Annotated in this window: 17 protein-coding genes, 1 tRNA gene and 1 pseudogene; 7 read left to right on the plus strand and 12 right to left on the minus strand. The window is 64.4% G+C overall.

The annotated features are described in order from the left end of the window. Positions 1-165: 165 nt before the first annotated feature. Positions 166-1,071, plus strand: a complete 906-nt coding sequence (locus H2509_RS16520; protein ID WP_182167322.1) for a DUF2971 domain-containing protein — start codon at positions 166-168, stop codon at positions 1,069-1,071. A gap of 229 nt (positions 1,072-1,300) precedes the next feature. On the opposite strand, the gene H2509_RS16525 is transcribed toward H2509_RS16520, so the two are convergent. The 3 genes and pseudogenes from H2509_RS16525 to H2509_RS16530 form a co-directional block, all read right to left on the minus strand. Beyond that, positions 1,301-2,164, minus strand: a complete 864-nt coding sequence (locus tag H2509_RS16525; protein ID WP_182167324.1) for a site-specific integrase — start codon at positions 2,162-2,164, stop codon at positions 1,301-1,303. Positions 2,165-2,263: 99 nt separating this feature from the next. Continuing rightward, positions 2,264-2,449 (minus strand): annotated as a pseudogene (locus H2509_RS21280) (DUF6538 domain-containing protein); the annotation flags it as partial. 86 nt (positions 2,450-2,535) lie between these two features. Further along, positions 2,536-2,612: transfer RNA gene (locus tag H2509_RS16530), tRNA-Arg, on the minus strand. A 396-nt stretch (positions 2,613-3,008) separates the two neighbouring features. Between H2509_RS16530 and H2509_RS16535 the strand changes: the two genes are divergently transcribed. From H2509_RS16535 to H2509_RS16545, 3 genes are all read left to right on the plus strand, one after another. Then, positions 3,009-4,733 (plus strand): cyclic peptide export ABC transporter, encoded by a 1,725-nt coding sequence (locus H2509_RS16535; RefSeq protein ID WP_182167326.1) that lies wholly within the window; start codon positions 3,009-3,011, stop codon positions 4,731-4,733. Positions 4,734-4,813: 80 nt separating this feature from the next. Continuing rightward, entirely contained in the window at positions 4,814-5,902 is a 1,089-nt protein-coding gene (locus tag H2509_RS16540; RefSeq protein WP_182167328.1) for a hypothetical protein, read from the plus strand. A gap of 80 nt (positions 5,903-5,982) precedes the next feature. After that, positions 5,983-6,756: a hypothetical protein gene (locus H2509_RS16545; RefSeq protein WP_182167330.1), complete on the plus strand. Its 774-nt coding sequence runs from the start codon at positions 5,983-5,985 to the stop codon at positions 6,754-6,756. Positions 6,757-6,758: 2 nt separating this feature from the next. Here the strand turns inward: H2509_RS16545 and H2509_RS16550 are convergent, their stop codons facing one another. Together H2509_RS16550 and H2509_RS16555 are read right to left on the minus strand one after the other, a co-directional pair. After that, a complete protein-coding gene (locus H2509_RS16550) occupies positions 6,759-7,385 on the minus strand; it encodes a CDP-alcohol phosphatidyltransferase family protein (protein ID WP_182167332.1) in 627 nt (208 codons plus the stop codon). A 38-nt stretch (positions 7,386-7,423) separates the two neighbouring features. Next, positions 7,424-9,007, minus strand: a complete 1,584-nt coding sequence (locus H2509_RS16555; protein WP_182167334.1) for a xylulokinase — start codon at positions 9,005-9,007, stop codon at positions 7,424-7,426. Positions 9,008-9,165: 158 nt separating this feature from the next. On the opposite strand from H2509_RS16555, the gene H2509_RS16560 reads away from it, so the two are divergent. Beyond that, complete coding sequence (locus H2509_RS16560) at positions 9,166-10,125, plus strand: stealth conserved region 3 domain-containing protein (RefSeq protein WP_182167336.1); 960 nt, start codon at positions 9,166-9,168, stop codon at positions 10,123-10,125. On the opposite strand, the gene H2509_RS16565 is transcribed toward H2509_RS16560, so the two are convergent. Together H2509_RS16565 and H2509_RS16570 are read right to left on the minus strand one after the other, a co-directional pair. Further along, a complete protein-coding gene (locus H2509_RS16565) occupies positions 10,064-11,239 on the minus strand; it encodes a glycosyltransferase family 4 protein (RefSeq protein ID WP_182167338.1) in 1,176 nt (391 codons plus the stop codon). The two genes, H2509_RS16560 and H2509_RS16565, sit on opposite strands and share 62 nt — an antisense overlap. Continuing rightward, on the minus strand, positions 11,236-11,988 hold the full coding sequence (locus H2509_RS16570) for a CDP-alcohol phosphatidyltransferase family protein (protein WP_182167340.1): 753 nt from the start codon (positions 11,986-11,988) through the stop codon (positions 11,236-11,238). Before H2509_RS16570 ends, H2509_RS16565 begins: the two co-directional genes overlap by 4 nt. 64 nt (positions 11,989-12,052) lie before the next feature. On the opposite strand from H2509_RS16570, the gene H2509_RS16575 reads away from it, so the two are divergent. Continuing rightward, positions 12,053-12,814: a phosphocholine cytidylyltransferase family protein gene (locus H2509_RS16575; protein ID WP_182167342.1), complete on the plus strand. Its 762-nt coding sequence runs from the start codon at positions 12,053-12,055 to the stop codon at positions 12,812-12,814. Positions 12,815-12,827: 13 nt separating this feature from the next. On the opposite strand, the gene H2509_RS16580 is transcribed toward H2509_RS16575, so the two are convergent. Continuing rightward, a complete protein-coding gene (locus H2509_RS16580; RefSeq protein WP_182167344.1) occupies positions 12,828-14,027 on the minus strand; it encodes an LptF/LptG family permease in 1,200 nt (399 codons plus the stop codon). Beyond that, a complete protein-coding gene (locus H2509_RS16585) occupies positions 14,024-15,244 on the minus strand; it encodes an LptF/LptG family permease (RefSeq protein WP_182167346.1) in 1,221 nt (406 codons plus the stop codon). The genes H2509_RS16580 and H2509_RS16585 overlap by 4 nt, the downstream gene beginning before the upstream one ends. A 152-nt stretch (positions 15,245-15,396) precedes the next feature. On the opposite strand from H2509_RS16585, the gene H2509_RS16590 reads away from it, so the two are divergent. Beyond that, on the plus strand, positions 15,397-15,867 hold the full coding sequence (locus H2509_RS16590) for a phosphatidylglycerophosphatase A family protein (RefSeq protein ID WP_182167348.1): 471 nt from the start codon (positions 15,397-15,399) through the stop codon (positions 15,865-15,867). On the opposite strand, the gene H2509_RS16595 is transcribed toward H2509_RS16590, so the two are convergent. From H2509_RS16595 to H2509_RS16605, 3 genes are read right to left on the minus strand one after another with little or no spacing between them, the layout of a single operon-like run. Continuing rightward, on the minus strand, positions 15,864-16,772 hold the full coding sequence (locus H2509_RS16595) for a phosphatidate cytidylyltransferase (protein ID WP_182167350.1): 909 nt from the start codon (positions 16,770-16,772) through the stop codon (positions 15,864-15,866). The two genes, H2509_RS16590 and H2509_RS16595, sit on opposite strands and share 4 nt — an antisense overlap. Continuing rightward, positions 16,772-17,590 (minus strand): SDR family oxidoreductase, encoded by an 819-nt coding sequence (locus H2509_RS16600; protein ID WP_182167352.1) that lies wholly within the window; start codon positions 17,588-17,590, stop codon positions 16,772-16,774. The genes H2509_RS16595 and H2509_RS16600 overlap by 1 nt, the downstream gene beginning before the upstream one ends. A gap of 2 nt (positions 17,591-17,592) precedes the next feature. Further along, a complete protein-coding gene (locus tag H2509_RS16605; RefSeq protein ID WP_182167354.1) occupies positions 17,593-18,711 on the minus strand; it encodes an inositol-3-phosphate synthase in 1,119 nt (372 codons plus the stop codon). Positions 18,712-18,713: the final 2 nt, after the last annotated feature.

The raw sequence follows: 18,713 nt of genomic DNA on the forward strand, positions 1-18,713 counted from the left end.
ATTGGCCTAATCTAGGTCGCGGCAATCGTTCGCGCCTAAGGGTAGACCAAATGGTAGACCAAAAGTGCGTCAACACGTTCCGAAAGAGGGGCGTCAACGAACGTTGCCCGAGATTAGTAACGTGCCTAGCATCATGACATTGCAAGATAATTTTTTGGAGGCCTCATGAAGTCGGGGCAATATCTATACCATTACTGTGCCACGCAAACTGCCTTTGCCATCCTGCAGTCGCGTGTGTTTCGCCTTTCTGCACTTTCAGCGGCAAACGATAGCCTCGAAGGACGCGTTCTGGGCCGAGTATTTGCTCAGCTACTGACCGCAACCGGACTGCCGAGAGGCGTAGTGGAGGTGGTATCCGTCATCGTAGATGGCTATCCGGAATCCACAGAGGGCTTCGCACTCTGTCTTTCTGAGAAAGGGGACTTGCTAAGCCAATGGCGCGCATATGCGCGCGATGGAACCGGAATTGCCATCGGATTTGATCCAGAGACCTTAACGAGGGACTTTGGTCCGGTTAATTTTGGAGCGCAGTTCTTCGAATTGATAAAGGTCGAATATGGCGAAGAAGGACTTCGGCAAACACTTGCCCCGTTCGCGGAAGAGGTGAAGGGCAAGTTTTTCAAGTATGGCGAATTCGTGAGGCTAAATGACGGCAAGACGAGGGAGTACGTACTTAGTGCGTTGGCCGATCGACAGAAAAACCTCCAAAGCCTTTTCCGAGGCCAACGAGAGGACGCTGCTGATCTTATGTCTCGATTGATGAAAGTTCTCGCGCCGCTGCACTTTCGCGTCTACGGAACCAAGCCTCAGTCGTTTCATGAAGAAAAGGAGTGGCGACTACTGCGCTATCGGCACCGGGTGCCTTTGGAGGAAATCGATTATTTTGCTGATAGTATATCGGTGCGCCCCTTCATTCCCTGCCTAATGGCTGATCCGGCACGACAGGCGATCCAAGAGGTAATCCTTGGACCAAAGCACAGGTCCAACATCAACTGGATGCGCGCCTTTCTGGACTCGGTCGGCTTGTCACATGTGAAGGTGACGCGATCTAAAATCGAAAGTTACCGCTAGTCGAGTTCGCGCATTTCGACATTTCAGTTGCAACGACCGCAAGCGTGAAACAGACAGGAACCGTATAAACGGCCAATTAAACTATGCTGCGCAGATCGATAGGTCAGGCGATTTAATAGGCGGTTCTGCTTGGCGGTTCGGAGTTGCTTTTGTCAATAAGGGCGCAGATCCTCATAGAGGGTCGACAGTTAACGCCTGACGAACATCCGTTAAGGTGCGATCCAAATTCTCAAAATTGAATTTGTGCAATCTTTGCCATCCATGACGCTTTCACCGATATGGGGTAGCCATCTCCATAAGATCGCCCGACGTTGTTGCTGGACCAACCGCCTATTTCGTCGACAATTTCCGCAGGACATTCAACCGCGCGCAGCCTATCCCGGAGTGAGTGGCGAAACGAATGCATGACTGCCCCGTCGGCGACGTGGTTTGAGAGCCATTTATTGAGAGAGTTGCTCGCATGCGACGCCTTGCAAGCTGCCTCGTCGCAGTAGCGTTTAAACAAGAAACGGCCATCAGTTTCCATAGCCCGCGTTACGGCCCAAAGCGCGGCTCCTACAAGTGGTACAACGCGTTCGCTGCTAGGTGTCTTCAATCTGCGCCACGGATGTGGACGAACGATGAGATGAGGATGCGCTTGATCGAGAATAACGTCATCTTTTACAAGCCCAATGGCTTCCGCCAAACGCAAGCCAGTATCTGAGACCAGCGCGATGAGGTGTCGGATATCATCGTCAACTCGTCTACATTCGGTTTGAACTCTCTTCAATCCGTGATCAGGAATAGGTTTCCGTTTTTTAACTGACTCGGCAGTTCCAAGAAAAATTCCGGCGAATATTGGTGTAGTATCAAGTCCATTCTCTGATGCTACAAACCGAAATATAGACCTAAATGAAGCGAATACGCGTCTCACGCTTGAGTTTGATAACCCCCTATTTGTCAAAGCGTCTCTATATTTTAAGATTTCATCTCTTTTATATTGATCTATTCTATTATTTCCGATAATATTTATAGCATAATTTATAGATCGAGCCGATGTATTCTCAAATACCTTTCCTCTGCCGTTGCCTTTCATCTTCAAATAGTAACTCAAGGCCTCCCTTAGCGTCGGCATCCGAACCTGCGCCTTTTTATGGTGAGGGCGGCCAATTTGGCTTCCCTGATAGGCGCCTTCGGAAAGCCTCAGCGCGACCCAGAACTCTTCAAGATGCGTAAGCGTTGACCGAACACGGCTGCGAGCCACTCGAGCGGATCGAGTGCCTAGCGAAAATACAATTCGCGGGGTGGCGTAGTGCTTCTCGACATCCTTTGGAACGCGCTTTGAGAAATAATAGACGCCCCTCTTTCGGAACGTGTTGACGCACTTTTGGTCTACCATTTGGTCTACCCTTAGGCGCGAACGATTGCCGCGACCTAGATTAGGCCAATGATTAGAGATACTTGCGGGGACTTTGCAGGAAAGCTTGGCGCACCCGACAGGATTCGAACCTGTGACCTCTGCCTTCGGAGGGCAGCGCTCTATCCAGCTGAGCTACGGGTGCTTTCGGCGACGAGAGGTCGCAATGGGGGCAGGGATAACCGATTAGCCCGCTTTCGGCAATCGCTTTGTCGCGGGCTGGGGAAAGGCGGTTTTGTCGCAAAAACCGTGTTCGCCGGCACACAGTCCAGCTCTAGTTTCGCCCAGTCGCCCGCAAAAGCCCGTCTCCGCCTTGCCCGGTGCGGGCGAAGGTCCTAGAAGTTGAGGAAAGTCCGACGCGGGGACGGTGCGCAATGCTGTGGTCTCCCGCATGGGCGGTGCGCCGGCCGGCGCCGCGTGTCATGAACCGTCACCTGCAGGAGCCCATGCGAGATCCAGTCTGGACAATCAGCCCGGTAGAGATCCCGCCCGGACCCGCTTCGATGTCGATCGCCGCATGCGCCTGCCGCGGAGGTGCGCGGTGAGCCAGTTGCCGAAACGAAGTTCCCCCACGAAGAGCATTCTCATTCTCTGTTCCTTCCTGCTGAAGGAAGGAGGCCTTGCGCGCAGCCCCGTGCTGGCCTTCGCGATCCTGGCCAGCATGACGCGGGCGGGCATGGTGTTCGCCATCAACAACCTGGCGGCCAGCGGCGTGATCTCGACAAGCTATGTGGTGCTGCTCGGCATCTGCATCGTCTCCACGCTGTATTTCTCGCATCTCGCCCGCATCCGCAGCTTCCGCCTGGTCGAGGCGATGAAAAACCGCATGCGCGCGAGCTTCAGCCGCCAGCTGCTGAATGCCAACGCGTCGTTCCTTGCCCGGCACGACCAGGGCAAGGTCTATTCGATCGTTACGCAGGAGGTGAATAAGGTCTCGCGCGCGTCGGTCAACATGATCCAGTCGATCGAGGCGGCGCTGCTGCTCGTCGTCTGCGCGCCCTATCTCTTCTACCTGTCCTGGCCGAGCGGCATCGCCGTGCTGATCGCGGTGATGGTCGGCGGCTCCGGCTACATCCTTGCCCAGCGTCCGGCCCAGGCGACGGCGGAGCGCGCCTCGCGGGCGGAATGGCTCTATTTCGACCGGGTGAACGACGTCCTGCGCGGCTACAAGGAGCTGCGGCTGCGCGGCGCCCGCAAGCAAGCCCTGCAGGCCGATATCGAAAACATCACCCGCGAGAACCGCGCGCTGACTATCTCCGCCGAGCGTTTCTACAGCCTCGGCCAGGTCCTGGCGCAAGGGGCGATGATGGGGCTTTTGACCGCCGTCGTGGTCGGCCTGCCGATCGTCGCCGGGGCCGACACGGCTACCGTGCTGCAGATCCTGACGGTGGTGCTGATGACCTACGGGCCGATCGAGACGGTGCTGGGCAACCTGTCCGCCTTCTCGCGGGCGGCCGTCTCCAAGCACCTGATCGACCAATTGGAGCGCGACCTCGCCGCGGATGCGGAAGCCGGCGCCGACAGGCTGCTGCCGGACCGTCCCACTTTCGGGCGCATCGAGCTCAAGGGCGTGACGACGCGGCTTTCCAGCCATGTTCCGGGCGGGGATGCGGCCGGCGACACCTTCGTCGCCGGGCCGATCGATCTCACGCTGACCCCGGGCGAGGTCGTCTTCATCACCGGCGGCAACGGCGCGGGCAAGTCGACGTTCCTCTCGGTGCTCACCGGCTTGCGCCGGCCCGATAGCGGCGAGATCCTCGTCGACGGCGAGCCGGTGAACGAGGCCTCGCTTGGCCATTACCGCAGCCTGTTCAGCGCGGTCTTCAGCGAGTTCCATCTCTTTTCCAAGCTCTACGGCATGAGCGAGGAGGAATGCGCGGCGCTCGACCTGCATATCGACGAGCTCGACCTTGCCCATCGCGTGTCGATCGCAGGCGACCGCTTCTCCACCCTGTCGCTGTCCACCGGCCAGAAGCGGCGGCTGGCGCTGGCGATCGCGCTGGCTGAAAAGCGCCCGATCGTGGTGCTGGACGAGTTCGCCGCCGATCAGGATCCGGCGCGGCGCGCGTTCTTCTACGACATTCTGGTGCCGCAGATGGCGAGGGCCGGCCATCTGGTGATCGCGGTCACCCACGACGAGCACTGCTTCGACAAATGCGACCGGCTGATCAAGATGGATGCCGGGCGCATCGTCGCAGATACCCGGCCGGCGCGGGGCGCCATGCGGCTGGCGCAGCCTGCCGGGGCGATGGTCGGCGGTTCATGACGCTTCTCCGGCCTCCGGAGCATCGATCCTGTCTGCGACCCGGTGCCGCGGCAGGGCAGCCTGCGAAAAGGCGATCCTGAATGAACTGGCTGTTTCTTCCCGCCGCTGCGGCGATCGCGGTCGCGGTCGGTCTCGTCATCGGCTACCGCTACTATCCGTTGCGCAAGGCGGTGATGCGCGCCATCGATCCGACCTGGCGCAACCGGGCGCGCGTCTATTCCTTCTCCAGCGAACAGGAGGACGCGGAAGAGCGGGATATGTATGTCTCCTCCACGGTCATGCGTGACGGCTGCGACCTCATCTGGGACGAGTTCGAGGAGGATCCGCCGGCGGAGTTCTTCCGGCCGATCGCCGACGGCACGGTGGTTTTCGTGAACACCATGCACATGCCGCGCTTCATCGGCGAGATCCTCGAGCGGATGGAGGGGCGCTTCGTGCTCGTCAGCGCCCGGGAGAACAACTCCACCGCCGGTTTCGACGCGGAAAAGATCCGCAATTCGGGCAAGGTGATCCACTGGTTCATGGAGAATTTCGAGCTGGCGCCTGAGTGGGCCGACACGGGCTTCATCACGCTGCTGCCGCTCGGCCTCAACTATCACAAGCTCGATCCGGCGAGCCCCAACCAGAGCAGGGACATGGGGCTTCCCTCCCGCTCCGGCAACCAGCAGCTGACCATGAAGGCGATCCGCGAGGAGATCCCGCCGTTCCGGGAAAAGCCTCTGCGCGTCTACTGCAATTTCCATCTCAACATGGATACGTTCCTGCGCCACCCCCATGCCATGAAGCGGCATCTGGCGCGGCAGGAGGCGCGGGACGCGCTGATGACGAAGGGCGACATCATCCTGTGGGAGCCGCGGCAGGCGCCGCGCAACCAGGTCTGGCTGCGCCACAGGGAGGTCTCCTTCGAGGCCTCGCCGCGCGGCAACAGCATCGACTGCCACCGCACGTGGGAGGCGCTGATCCTGCGCTCCGTTCCAATCGTCAAGACGACCAGTCTCGACCCCATGTACGAGGGCCTGCCGGTGGCGATCGTCGACGACTGGTCGCAGGTGTCGCCCGAACGCCTCGCCCGCTGGAAAGAAGACTTCGCGGACTGGTTCGACGGCCCGCTTCCCGATAAACTCTATTCCAACTACTGGATCAGGCGGTTCCACGCCTTCAAAACCTGACCGGCAGTCAAGGCTTGGCCGGCAGGTCTTGACCGGACCGCCCGATGCACTAAGAAATGCCGCGTCACCCGCGCTACTCCTTGACTCGACTTGCGAGGCCGGCCCTGTCGAAGCTCCTGACCCTTCTGCTGATCGCGCCGATGACCTTCATCATCGTGGTGGTGAATTTCTGGATCTACCGGGCACGCGCGGAATATATCGAGCGCTTCCCGGATATCGCGGCCATCAAGCCGCCGACGATCAGCCGCGCTATTTCCGATCCGCTGATCGGCAAGCCCTTCGCCTTCTGGATCACCCTGAGCGCCGTCATGCTGATCCCGGCCTTCATTCCGGTCTGCCGGCTTTACTGGCGCAGCGGCGGCAGGCTGCACGAGGTCGACCCCGCCGCGGGGGCTGCGATCCGCCGGGGCACGGTGCTTCTCGCCATCTCCCTGGCCGCGACTGCCGTCGGGATGGTGATGCTTAGCCACTATACCTTCCCGAACCATCATCGCGAGCACATGCTCGGCAGCTACACCTTCTTCATCGGCCAGGCGGTGGTCATGGCCCTGATCGCTTGGATGTGCTTCCGCCTGGCGCGACATCCGCTGCCGCCCGGCGAGGTGACCTCAAGAAAGGTGATCGACCCGCGCGTCAGCCGCCTGCGGGCGCCGCTTGCGGCAGCGAGTTTGCTGGTGGCAGCAGCCTATCTGGGTCTGTTCCTGCTGAAGGGCGTCGATCTGCCCGCCGGCAACAGGCTGGTCTATCGGGCCTATGTCCTGCTGGAGCCGGCGCTGATCTCGCTCTGCCTTGCCGTCTTTGCCACCTACTACCTGGACGTCATCCGCGCCCTCGGCCGACCTCGCAAGGCCTGACGTCACTTTCCGCCGTCGGTCGGCGCCTTCAGCATGTGGAAGGCGCGGCGGGTACGCTGGATCGCGGTGAAATTCGCCAGCAATGCGTAGATCGCCAACCCGGTTGCCAGGATGTAGGAAGAACCGAGGCCGGCAGCTGCGGCCATACCGTCGACGATCAGCAGCGCACACAGGAAGATGATGCGCTCCAGCCGCTCGAAGAGATCGGGCCAGGCGTCGTTGTCGATCTTGATCTCGACCGCCGTGCGCGCCTTGGCATAGCTCGTCAGCACGCCGCCGGCGAAGGCGAAAAAGGCGGCCGGCCACAGCCCCGCCACATGGGCGATCGCCGCCAGTACCACCAGTTCCTGATAGCGGTCGACCATGGCGTCGAAATACCCGCCGGCCTTCGAGCGCATGTCACGCTGGCGGGCCACCGCTCCGTCCAGCGCGTCGAAGGCGAAGGCGACGGCAAGCGTCAGGCCGAGCACGAGGCTGGAGCGATGCAGGAGATAGGCTCCCGCGGCCAGCGCGACGAGGGCAAGCCCGGTCGCCGTCACCTGGTTCGGCGTCATCTGCAGGCGGATCAGCGGGGCGGCCGCCTTTTCCCAGAGCGGGTCGATATGGCGTTTGAACAATCCGTCGATCATGGCAAGACCTGCAGGGCTGGATGGATTGGCATGCGGGCTCAGGCGCCGTTGCCCGTCGACCGGTACAGGTCGACGAGCTTGCTTCTGACGCGCTCGAGCTGCCGGTATCGCTCGTCGAGTTCGGCGACACGGCGCGCTTCCGGCTCGTAGAAGGCCGTCATGCGGTTGCCGATGGCGCGCGCCGCCGACCAGGTATCGCCATGCCAGCCAAGGGCGGCGGATGCCATGGCTGCCGCGCCGAGCACGCCGGAACAGCGCGGTTCGCCGACGACGACCGGACGGTTCAGCGCATCGGCCAGCATTTGGGCGAAATAGGCGTTCTGCGCCACGCCGCCGACCAGCGGAATGGCCCCGTCGGCTTTCGCCGCCTTCACTTTCATCACCTTGGAATAGGCCCAGCGCGTATTGAAAGCGACGCCTTCGGCCACCGAGCGGGCAATTGCCTTGCGGTCATGCTGGATGGACAGGCCGTAGAAACTCGCCCGCAGGCGGTTGTCGTCGACCGGCACGCGCTCGCCGGCGAGCCAGGGCGTGAAAAAGGGGTCGGAAGGTTGCGCCATGCCGGGTTCGGCAAAGACCTCGCGCAGCAGGCCCTCCCGCGCGGCGGTGTTCCCGCAGCCCAGCAGGTCCGCCAGCCAGCCGAAGGCGGTGCCGGCCGCTTCCTGCGTCGCGATCAGCAGCGGACGGTAGCCGATGCTGCTGGTGATCGTGGCGAACGAACTGCCGACGTCGATGATGCGGCGGGAGAAGAAGCCGCTGACCCAGCTGCTGGTGCCGGCATAGATATGCAGCGCGCCGTCGTCCACCGCGCCGGAGCCCACGGCCGTTGCGGTTGCGTCGCCCCCGCCGCCCACTACCGGCAATCCGGGCCGAAGCCCGAGGTCCGCCGCCGCTTTCCGCGTTAGCGTCCCGACCACGCTGCTGCCTTCGACGATCGCCGGCAGCTTGTCGAGCGGCAGGCCTACCCGGTCGGCAAGCGCGCTCGACCAGCCCTCGCGGCCGCGGCGCGTGTCCATCAGCCAGGTCAGGTTGGCGCTGTCCGCGGTCATGCAGAAATCGCCGGTGGCGCGGTGAATCAGCCAGTCCTTGACGTCGAGGAGCTTGTGGCTTCTGTCGAAGACGTCGGGTTCGTACTGCTTCAGCCACAGCATCTTGCCCGTGGGGTCCATGCCGTTCCTGGATGGCGCGCCGTTCGCCAGCCGCAGCCAGTTTGCCAGCTTGAAAAGCTGATAGCCGTACAAGGACGGAAATCCGCCCACCAGGCTGCGCGACAGGGAGGCCGACCGCTTGTCGAGCCAGATCAGGCAGGGCCGCAGCGGCTCGCCGGCCTCATCGACGGGCAGGACGCCGCACATCTGCGCGCAGAAAACAAGGGCGGCCGTCCGTTCGGAAAGGTTCTCCACCGCGTCGGAAAGCTGGCGGATCGCGACGGCGAGCGCATCCCACCAGTCCTGCGGGTTCTGCTCCGCCTGGTCGCGGGCCGGCAGCGACAAAGGATAGGGCGCGACCGCCTTTGCCAGCACCTGGAAGTTCTGATCGACGGCGCCGACCTTGACGCCGGACGTGCCGAAATCGGCCGAGATCAAGATATCGGCTGACGACGTGCCGGAATGAACTGGCAATCCTACCCCCTGCCGGGCCCTGAACGCCCGTTTTCAGGCTCAGGAATAGTGCCGCTTCCCGTCCTTGGCAACCGTGTCGGACCTTGCGGCCGTTGGGGCTTGCCTTCGCGCTCCCGCCCTGAGAAAACCGCGCGGGATCAACGGGGACGAAGCCGGGGATGAGCAGGCAAGCGACAATCGATGTTGTCTATACCTGGGTCGACGATACCTTTCCCGGCTATGGCGAGATGCTGCGCCAATATGCCGGCGACAGGCGCGACACCAATCCGAACCGCACGCGCGACAATCTCGAACTCCTGAAATACAGCCTGCGCTCGCTGGCGGCCAATGCGCCTTTCGTGCGCAACATCTACCTGCTGACCTGCCGTCCGCAGGTTCCCGCCTGGCTCGACACGGATCATCCGCGCATCCGGGTCGTCCATCACGACGAGATCATGGCGCCGGAAATCCTGCCGACCTTCAATTCCTTCGCCATCGTCAGCCATCTGCACAGGCTGCCCGGCCTCTCGGAGCGTTTCCTCTATCTGGAAGACGACATGCTGATCCCCGCTGCGTTGTCGCTCGATGCGTTTCTTGCGGAGGACGGCAGGCCGCTGGTCTTCACCCGGGCGAAGCGGACCGCCGTCCATGCCGAACTCGACCCGGCGAAGGCAAGCCCCTGGAATCTGGCGCTGGCAACGGCGAATGCCGCGTTGACGCGCGATTTCGGCCTCGCCCGCCACGCCTACATCATCCACGGACCGAGGTTGATCGACACCCCGGACTTCCAGGCGATGATCGATCGCTTTGCCGGCGAATTTTCGGCGACCCGCGCCTCGCGCTTTCGCGCCAACGGCAACGTGCCCGGCGAATACCTTTATCCGCATTACCTGATGGCGACCGGTAAGGGCGTCGCCGCAAGCCGCGCCCAAAGCGCGAAAATGGAAGGCTATGCGTCGATCGAGAATTTCCTTCCCTGGACCTGGGCGCAGATGAAGATGCTCGACTGGCGCCGCCCGCAGACGATCACGCTGAACGACAGTTTCGGCCACAGGCCGAACCCGGCCGTCGTCCGCTTCATGCGAAAGACGCTGAACCGCTGGTTCCCGCACCCTTCGCCCTTCGAGAAGCCTGCCTGACTTCCTCGAAAAGCTCCACGTATCGCGGACCCACGGCCTCCACGTCGAAGCGCGCCGCCCGTTCCATGCCCCAGTTCCGAGCCTCGCGCAGGAGGCCGGGAGACGCGGCCAATTCGAGGATCCTCTCCGCCAGCGCTCCGGCATTGCCCGGCGGCACCATCAGTTTCTCGCCGCCCCCTTCCAACACCGTGCGATATCCGGTATTGGCGGCGGCAACCGGCACCGTACCTGCCGCCATCGCCTCGATCAGCACGAGGCCGAAGCTTTCGCCATAGGGTGCAGGGGCCGCGAAAAGATCGGCTTCGGCGACGAGCTTTCGCGCCGCATCGCGATCCGGTGCGGGCAGATGGGTGATCGATCTGCCGGAATCCGCCGCCAGGGCGCTGTCGACGAGATTTTGCTGGGGCCCGCTGCCAGCGATGGTCAGCCGCGCCCGCGGCAGACATGCCGCGACCGCCTTCCAGGCCTCAAGCAGCACGCCGACGCCTTTCCTGTCCTCCAGCCGGCCGAGGAACACCACATGTGGTGCTTGCGGATCCGTCGGCTTGTCGCCTGCAAGCGCCGCCCGCCTCCAGTCGCTCAGGTCGATCGTCGGCGGCAGGATGCGCGGCCCTGCCACACCCTGGGGCGGAATCAGATGGGCCAGCGGCGAGACGGATGGCACGACGGCCGCTTCAAGCCGCTTCAGGAAATAGCGTCCGGCCGCGCCATAGGCGAAACCGGAAAGGCCCCTTTGCGCGCTTTCGGGCAGGGTTGCGTGGAACGTCGCGACCGAGGGAAGCCTGGCCGCACGCCAGACCTGCCAGGCCAGCAGCGGCGTCCAGGGCGTGTGCATGTGCAAGACATCCGCACCCCAGGCGTTGAGCTCTTCGGCAAGCGCGCGCTTCTCGCCGCCCGGCAGATAGGAGATTTCCGTCACCGTGCCCAGCACTCCGATCAGCTTCGAGCGCCCGACATGGGTGACGCCGGGCACATCCGCGCCCTTCAGCGGAGGCGGCGCGATGATGCGCACCTCGTGGCCGTGGCGCGTCAGCCAGGCCGCCAGATCGAGGATATGGTTCTGCACCCCGCCATGGCGGGCCATGTCGTAGGGGCAGACTTCGACGATCTTCATCGCGCCTTTCCGCGTCCCTTGCGCCAGGCCGACGCGATGCCGATCGCCGTGTCGCCGAGGTCGAGCACCGAATAGACCACCAGGAAGATCACGGCCGCCCGCGCGAGCACAGGATCGGGCGTGACCAGTGCCAGAAAGGGGATGAGGCCGGACAATCCGGCAATGACGGCGACGATCGCCTCGCCGGGCTCGCGGGGGAAAACCGTGGCGAAGCGTTTTTCTCCATCCGGTACGGGCGTCATCGCGTCGCGGGCCATGCGGGCATAGAGCCGCATCCAGCCGGCCAGGATGGCGAGCGCCGACCAGAACCCGCCGGTCCCGAGATAGCGGTCGGCGAGAATGCCGATAGCAAGGTAGAGCAGGCCCCATTGCACCATGTCGATGAGGAAATCGAGCGTGCCGCCAATGGCGCTAACCTGGCCCGTGGTGCGGGCCAGCGCGCCGTCGGTGCAGTCAAGCACCTGGAACAGGAAACCCGCCGCGCAGACGGCGATGGCGGCCGGCCAGACGGGAAGGACCAGGGCCATTGCGGGCATTGCCAGCGCCACGACGATGGAAGCCAGCGACACGGCGATCGGCGTAATGCCAAGTCGCGCGCAGCTCCAGACAAGGGCGAAGCTCGGCAGCCGGTGCAGCAGCACATTGGCCCAGTTGCCCCGCATTTCCTCGGCAAGCTTGTTGTGGCGATATTCCCTGACAATGGTGCCGAGCGTCGGTTTTGCCCGCGCGCCGCCTGCCCTGCTTTCCATGCTGCTTGCCGCACCCCTCGTTCGTGACCTATACCTCGACGGCTTATCACAATCCGGCGAAGCAATGCTCGATTTTACTGCCATTATCCTCGCCGCGGGCCGCGGCGTCCGCATGGGCCAGCGCGGCGAGTTCTCGCCCAAGGGCCTGCTTCGCTTCGGCGAGCGCAGCTTCGTCGAGGAATCGATCGCCAACCTTCGACAGCGCGGCGTCAGCCGCATCCGCGTCGTCACCGGCCATCTGGCGGAAAAATACGGCGAGGCGGCACAGGGCTGGGCCGGGAACGTCCGCCTCTGCCACAACCCGGACTATGTCGAGCGCGGCAGCCTGCACAGCCTGATGGTCGGGCTCGACGGTCTCGATGGCCCCTGCGTCGTGCTGGAATCGGATCTCGTCTACGAGCCCCGCGCACTCGACGTCATCGACCGCGACGCCGATCGCTCCACCCTGGTCCTTTCGGGGCCGACGGGAGCGGGCGACGAGGTCTATGTCTGGGCGGATCCCGCATCGCGCGACGGCGAGTTCCGCCTGCGCGACATGTCGAAACAGGCCGACCGCTGGCCGGACCGCCACTACGGCGAGCTCGTCGGCATCACGGCGCTGTCGGCGGAAGCCGTTTCGCTGGTGAAGCAGGCCGCGCCGTCCCTCATCGGCGAGCGCGCGCTAGCCGACTACGAGGACGGGCTCGTCGCCGCCGCGCGCCGGACCGAAATCACCTGCAAGCGTATCGACGACCTCGCCTGGGCCGAGGTGGACGACGAACGAATGTTCGCCCGTGCCGCGGAGAAGGTCTACCCGGCCATCGTCGCGGCACGAAAGGCCGACTGATTTCCGTGGGGCTTCAGGCAGCGGGGCGCATCTGGCGCAGCACCGCAAGCGCCGTCCCGCCAAGGGCCGCGACGATCGCGGTCCAGGCCGCCACGGTCGCCGGCACGGTGCCCAGTTCGCCGAGCGCCCAGAACACCTTCAGCGTCACCAGCGCAACATAGCCGCACATGACGAGCAGCAGGATCTTGCGCAGCGATCGGACGCGGCCGGCGCCCGCGATCGGGGCGAGGCTTGCGCCGAGCAGGGCGAAGGAACCGGGCAGGAAGGCCGCCGCCACGCGCCGGGCCTGCGCCGACTCGATCTCGGCCTTCTTCACTGCATAGCGGGCGGCGTCGATCCCCGTCAGCGCATCGGACGGCAGGTAGAAGGCCGGCACCCCGTAATAAGTCAGTTGCACCGGCAGCAACTGGAGCCGAAGTTCCAGCGACTTGTAGTGGGACAGCAGATAGAACGGGCTCGATCCGCTACGCTCCTCGCCCTTTTCCTGCGGCAGCGGTCCCCAATGGGCGACATCGCTCAGCTGCCAGATATCGGGAATGCCGGTCGGCACCGCCCGCCTCGCGATGATGACGTCCTTCAGGCTGCCGTCGGTGGCGCCGCGATAGAGCTCGACATCCTCCAGCTCCGGCTCGTCGTCGGATTTCACGCGCGCCTTCAGGACGTCGCTGCCGACCACGAACCAGCGCGCTCCCCCCGTCAGACCCCGCTTGAAGCGCTTGGCATAGGAGCCGGCACCGAGATCGACCTGGGCGAAGACGGCGGAGGGACGCCAGGTCTGTTCCAGCCCCAGCTGCAACGCGCCGACGATCAGGCCGAAAACCGCGACCACGGTCAGGGTCTGCAGCGGCGAACGGCCGGCAGCGGCGAGGATCGTGCTCTCGAGGCGATTGAGCCGCCAGAATTCGGCGACGAACAGGCCGATGAAGCAGGCGACCGGCAGCAGGCGGGTCACGATATCGACACCGCGATAGAACAGGTACTCGGTCAGCACCAGGGCCATCGCGCTGTCGCTGGCCGCCGCGACTTCCGCCACCTCGTCGAAATTCTTGGCAAGATCGATCGACCAGGCGGTCACGAGAAAGAGCATCATCACAAGCCCGGCCGCCGAGAGGTAAAGCCTGAGCGCCCGCCGTCCGGCAATGCCGGTAATCGTCAGAAGGCGCGCGGCGAGGCTCCTGCGCTCGCTTCGAACGGGATAGAAAGCCATGCTCATGCCCGCTGTCCCGCCGGAATGACCAGCCGCTCGTTGCGGGCGAAGGCAAACAGCAGCAACAGCGCGCAAAGGCCGAGGCTCAGGGCCCCGGCAGCAGCGAACAGCAACCCGAGCCCGCCTTCGGCGATCTGGCCGAGCATCGCCCGCGACGCCGTGTCGATGGTCAGCAGCACGGCGCAGGCACCCGGCAACGCGAAGAAGCGGCTCGCGCCGCCGCGCGACAGGATCACCGCCGCCACCGCCAGCAGCGGCGCGAAGAGGCAAAGCAGCGCCCGCGCCAGGATCTCGCCCGCCCGGCGGCGTACCGCTTCCGGCGCGGCCTCCAGCAGCGCCTCGCCGGCTCCGATCACGTCGGAGAAGGTCCATTCCGCAGAAACGAGCCGGCGCGGGATCATCTGCAGAATGTTGTCGAGCCGAACGGGCAGCGACACTTCGTTGATGCGCATCAGCGGCAGGGCCGGAACGGTCGGCGCAAGGGTTCCCGGCAGCGTGCGCAGGTTCGGCCCCTTGCCTTCGCTCAGCAGCGCATCGCCGGATATCGCCTGTTCGCGGAAGTCGTAGGCTCGCACCTGGCCGAGCGCCACGCTGTAGCGGCCGTCTTCGTCCGGGCCGTTCAGCCCCCAGCCCTCGGCCTGTGTCACCCGCCAGCCAACCGGCTCGCCGGGCTGGTGAATGAAGAGGCGGCGCTGGATTTCGCCGTCCTTCTCGCTGTTCAGCGAGATGAACGTCCTGCCCTGGATCGTCTGGATCGCATCTTCCCGGCCGGGCTCGGCGATCGCCTGGAAGATGTACTGCGCCTTCAGGTCGAACAGCAGCGCCCGTTTCGCGAAAGCCATCCAGGGATTGAAATAGCCGGAAACGGCAAGGCTGGCGCAAAAGCCGACGATACCGACCGTCACCGCCACTTTCGGGATGTAGCTCCAGGAGACGCCGGCAGCCGAAAGCACCACGATCTCGCGATCCTCGCGGGCCGAAAAGAGCGTAATGTAGAGGCCGATAACGATGGCGAGCGGCAGCGCGAAGTCGAAGATTTCGGGAACCGTCAGACCGAGCGCATAGCCGACGTGGATCAGCTTGCCGCCGTTGCGCAGCACCTGCTCCAGCAGGCCGGTGAGGCTTTCGGCGAGAAACACGGCTTCCACCAGCAGCAGCACCGCGAGGATCTGCTTCAGGGCATTGCCGACCAGCGAGACGGTGACGGTTCGCTGCGACCTCATCGCGCCGCCATCCGGGTTCGCGGCGGCCGGCGGCCGCGGCATGTCACGCCGGAAAGGATTAGCCTGATGTTCAGCAAAGCGGTTTGTCTTTCAGCCTGCATCGATTACTGATACCCGCTCGCAACCTCCGTTGAAAGCCCGCGAAATCGCAGATGACCCGCTTTCCCTCAAGGCTTGCCTTCGCCATTGGTCTGTCCGGCGGCGCCGGCCGTTCCCCCGTCTGGCCCGGCACCGTGGGCGCCGTCGTCGGCCTGCCGCTTGCCTATGCGGTCGGCTTTGCGCCACTTGCGGTCCAGATAGCCGTCTATGCGGGTGTCTTTGTCATCGGCACCTGGGCGTCGGCGGGCGTCGCCCGCGAAACGGGTGAGGAAGATCCCCAGATCGTCGTCATAGACGAGACTTTCGGCGCCGCTGTGACCTGCGCCACCCTGCCGCTCGACCCCTTGTGGTGGCTCGCCGGCTTCCTCGCCTTCCGTTTCTTCGACATCGTCAAGCCCTGGCCGGTCCGCTATCTGCAGGACAGGGTGAAGGGCGGCTTCGGCATCATGCTCGACGATGCGGGCGCCGCCGCACAAGCGATCCTGCTGCTCTGGCTTGCCCGGCTCGCGCTGGAAGCGCTTTAGAACCCGCCGAGCAAGGCCAGGACAGCGAGCGCCGGCCCGGTCATCAGCCAGGCATCGACGATATCGAACAGCCCGCCCTGCCGGGGCAGCACCGCCGGATAGTCCTTTACGCCGGCCGCCCGCTTCAGCCTCGAGGCGGCGAGATCGCCCGCCACAGAGAAGACGGCGACGACGGCCGCCACCATCAGCGCCTTCAGCGGCGGCATGCCAAGCAGCAGGTAGCCGGCGATGACGGTGGTGAGCGCCAGCGCGCCTGCCCCGAAGGCCAGCCCCTCGATCGTCTTGTTCGGGCTGAGATTCGGGAAGGCCTTGCTGCGTCCCCAGACCTTGCCGCCCAGCAGCGCGTAGCTGTCATAGGTCTCGACCAGCAGGAAGGCGAGAAGCAGCACCGGCGCAAGCGCCGCGTCGCTCGCCACGGAGACGAAGGCGAACAGCAGGCTGCCCGGAAAGATCAGCGCCTCGACGACCGGCGCATGGCGCGATCGCGGCCGCGAGACAAGCAACACTCCGGCCAGCAGGACGAATGCGGACGCGAAGGCGACGGAATAACCAACCGGGACGACCATTGCCGCAACGCTCAGCGCGGCGGATATCCCCGCCACGGCGAGCGGGATATGCCCGGCCCTGCCCACTGGGACGGAGGGCAACCGTTTCACGGTCACGGCCGCGCATTCGTAGCCGACACGGGCGGACAGCAGCACCAGGAAGGCCTTCAGCCACAGGCCGCCGACCAGAAAGGGGACTGCGGCCCCCGCCAGGATCACCACCTCGGTGAGCAACGTCACCCAGAGCGAGCGGGCAATGGCGGCCGTTCTCGGAATGATGCTCAGCGCGGCCAGGATCGCGATGCCCGCCGCCAGGCCGATGGCCAACGCGTTCAGGATCGGCCAAGTATCCAGCGCCATCAGCCGGGATGCTTTCTGACAATCGCCGCCTGATAGCGCCGCAGCGCTGGCGCGAGCAGGCTGTGTGCGAAGGCAAGCAGCGCCATCTGGAAGCCCGGCGCCGCGGTAAACCGGCCTTTCTTGGCCTTGCCGACGATATGATCGGCAACCGCTCGCGGCTGCCAGAGCCCGCCGCCCGCGGTAATCGCCTTGGTCGCGGCGGGCTTGGTCTTTCCCTCCGCCACAAGCTGGGGCGTGTCGGTATCGGGCGGATAGGCCAGCGTCACCGAGATGCCATGCGGCTGCAATTCCACCCTGAGCACTTCGGCAAGTCCGCGCAGGGCGAATTTCGACGGCGCATAGGCGGAGTAGCCGTGAATGCCGAAGAACGCCGCCCCCGATGAGACGAAGACGAGCCTGCCGCCTCCGGCAGCCCGCATCAGCGGCGCGCAGGCGCGCGCGAAATGCAGGGCGCCGAAATAGTTGGTCGCCATCTGGTCCAGATGATCGGAGGCCGGCTGCTGCAAAAACAGTCCGGGGCGGGCGATGCCGGCATTGGCGATCGCCCATTCCGGCGCGCCGAGCGCACCGCTCGCCGCCTGCACGGCGGCCGCGCAGCTTCCCTCGTTTGCGACATCGACCGCAAAGACCAGGACGCGGCGATCGGGAAACCGGGCGAGAAGGTCGGCTCTCGCCTCTTCCAGCATTTCGAGACGACGGGCGAAGAGCGCGAGGTCATGGCCCTCGCCGGCGAGCCTTTCGGCAAGGGCAAGGCCGATGCCGCTGGAACCGCCGGTGATGAAAGCAGCGCCTTTGCTCCTGCCGCCGGATCGCGCCATGCTCAGAGAGCGTCCTCGCTCATGCCGGCGAAGGCGAGGAGGCGCGTGTAGCCGTCCGCGTCGTCATACTGGACCGGCGGATGCTTGAAGATGAAGGCGCTCGCATCCTCGATCGGGCCGGAAAGGCCCTTCTCGCGCGCGATGCGGGCGGCGCGGATTGCGGTGAGCGCCATGGCGGCCGCATTGGGGGAATCCTCCACCTCCAGCCGCATCTCCACTGAGGTGCGCGCACCGCCCAGCAGGCGGCCCTCAAGGCGGATATAGGCCACCTTGCGGTCGTTCAGCCAGGGCACGTAGTCCGACGGGCCGATGCGGATCTCGTTATCGTCGAGACGCGTGTCCATCGACGTCTGGACCGCTTCGGTCTTCGATTCCCGCTTCATCACCAGCCTGTCCATGTCCATCATGTTCAGGAAGTCGGTATTGCCGCCGACATTGAGCTGGTAGGTTCGGTCGATCTTGACGCCGCGCATGTCGGCGAGGCGGGCAAGGGTGCGGTGCGTGATCGTGGCGCCGAACTGCGCCTTGAAATCGTCGCCCAGCACCGGCAGGCCGGCGGCGCGGAAGCGCTCGCCCCAGGCCGCATCCGAGGCGATGAAGACCGGGATGCCGTTCACCAGCGCGCAACCTGCCTCCAGCGCGCATTCGGCGTAGAAGGCAACCGCGTCGTAGGAGCCGACGGGCAGGAAGTTGATGACGACTTCCGCTTCGGCGGCCTTCAGGGCGGCAACGATCTCCGCCTTGGTCAGGGCCGGAGCCTGCGAGACGACGAAGCTGCGATCCGGCGCCTGGTTGCGCATGAAGGCGGACACGCCGTCGAGGTCGGGGCCGCGCAGCACTGGCACGGTTTCGGCGGAAAGCTCGGTATAGAACCGTTCGGTGCAGTTCGGAGCGGCGAAGACCGCCTCGCCAAGCGGTCGGCCGACCTTGCGCTGGTCCACGTCGAAGGCGGCGACGATCTCGACATCCTGCGGCCTGTAGCCGCCAAGGACGGGAAAGGTCACGCCGACGGCGTCGTCGCCCATGGCCCGGCAGTAGGCAATACCCTGGACGAGGGAGCTTGCGCAGTTGCCCACGCCGACGATTGCCGTACGGATCGGCTTGTTCTTGAGGGATGTCATCG

This window comes from Stappia albiluteola (assembly GCF_014050225.1).
GTDB lineage: Bacteria > Pseudomonadota > Alphaproteobacteria > Rhizobiales > Stappiaceae > Hongsoonwoonella > Hongsoonwoonella albiluteola.

Coding starts and splice junctions, on each gene's coding strand:
- H2509_RS16540 (WP_182167328.1), top strand. CDS start 4,814: ATGAACTGGCTGTTTCTTCCCGCCGCTGCGGCGATCGCGGTCGCGGTC.
- H2509_RS16565 (WP_182167338.1), bottom strand. CDS start 11,239: ATGAAGATCGTCGAAGTCTGCCCCTACGACATGGCCCGCCATGGCGGG.
- H2509_RS16560 (WP_182167336.1), top strand. CDS start 9,166: ATGAGCAGGCAAGCGACAATCGATGTTGTCTATACCTGGGTCGACGAT.
- H2509_RS16550 (WP_182167332.1), bottom strand. CDS start 7,385: ATGATCGACGGATTGTTCAAACGCCATATCGACCCGCTCTGGGAAAAG.
- H2509_RS16595 (WP_182167350.1), bottom strand. CDS start 16,772: ATGGCGCTGGATACTTGGCCGATCCTGAACGCGTTGGCCATCGGCCTG.
- H2509_RS16575 (WP_182167342.1), top strand. CDS start 12,053: ATGCTCGATTTTACTGCCATTATCCTCGCCGCGGGCCGCGGCGTCCGC.
- H2509_RS16600 (WP_182167352.1), bottom strand. CDS start 17,590: ATGGCGCGATCCGGCGGCAGGAGCAAAGGCGCTGCTTTCATCACCGGC.
- H2509_RS16585 (WP_182167346.1), bottom strand. CDS start 15,244: ATGAGGTCGCAGCGAACCGTCACCGTCTCGCTGGTCGGCAATGCCCTG.
- H2509_RS16580 (WP_182167344.1), bottom strand. CDS start 14,027: ATGAGCATGGCTTTCTATCCCGTTCGAAGCGAGCGCAGGAGCCTCGCC.
- H2509_RS16520 (WP_182167322.1), top strand. CDS start 166: ATGAAGTCGGGGCAATATCTATACCATTACTGTGCCACGCAAACTGCC.
- H2509_RS16590 (WP_182167348.1), top strand. CDS start 15,397: ATGACCCGCTTTCCCTCAAGGCTTGCCTTCGCCATTGGTCTGTCCGGC.
- H2509_RS16570 (WP_182167340.1), bottom strand. CDS start 11,988: ATGGAAAGCAGGGCAGGCGGCGCGCGGGCAAAACCGACGCTCGGCACC.
- H2509_RS16605 (WP_182167354.1), bottom strand. CDS start 18,711: ATGACATCCCTCAAGAACAAGCCGATCCGTACGGCAATCGTCGGCGTG.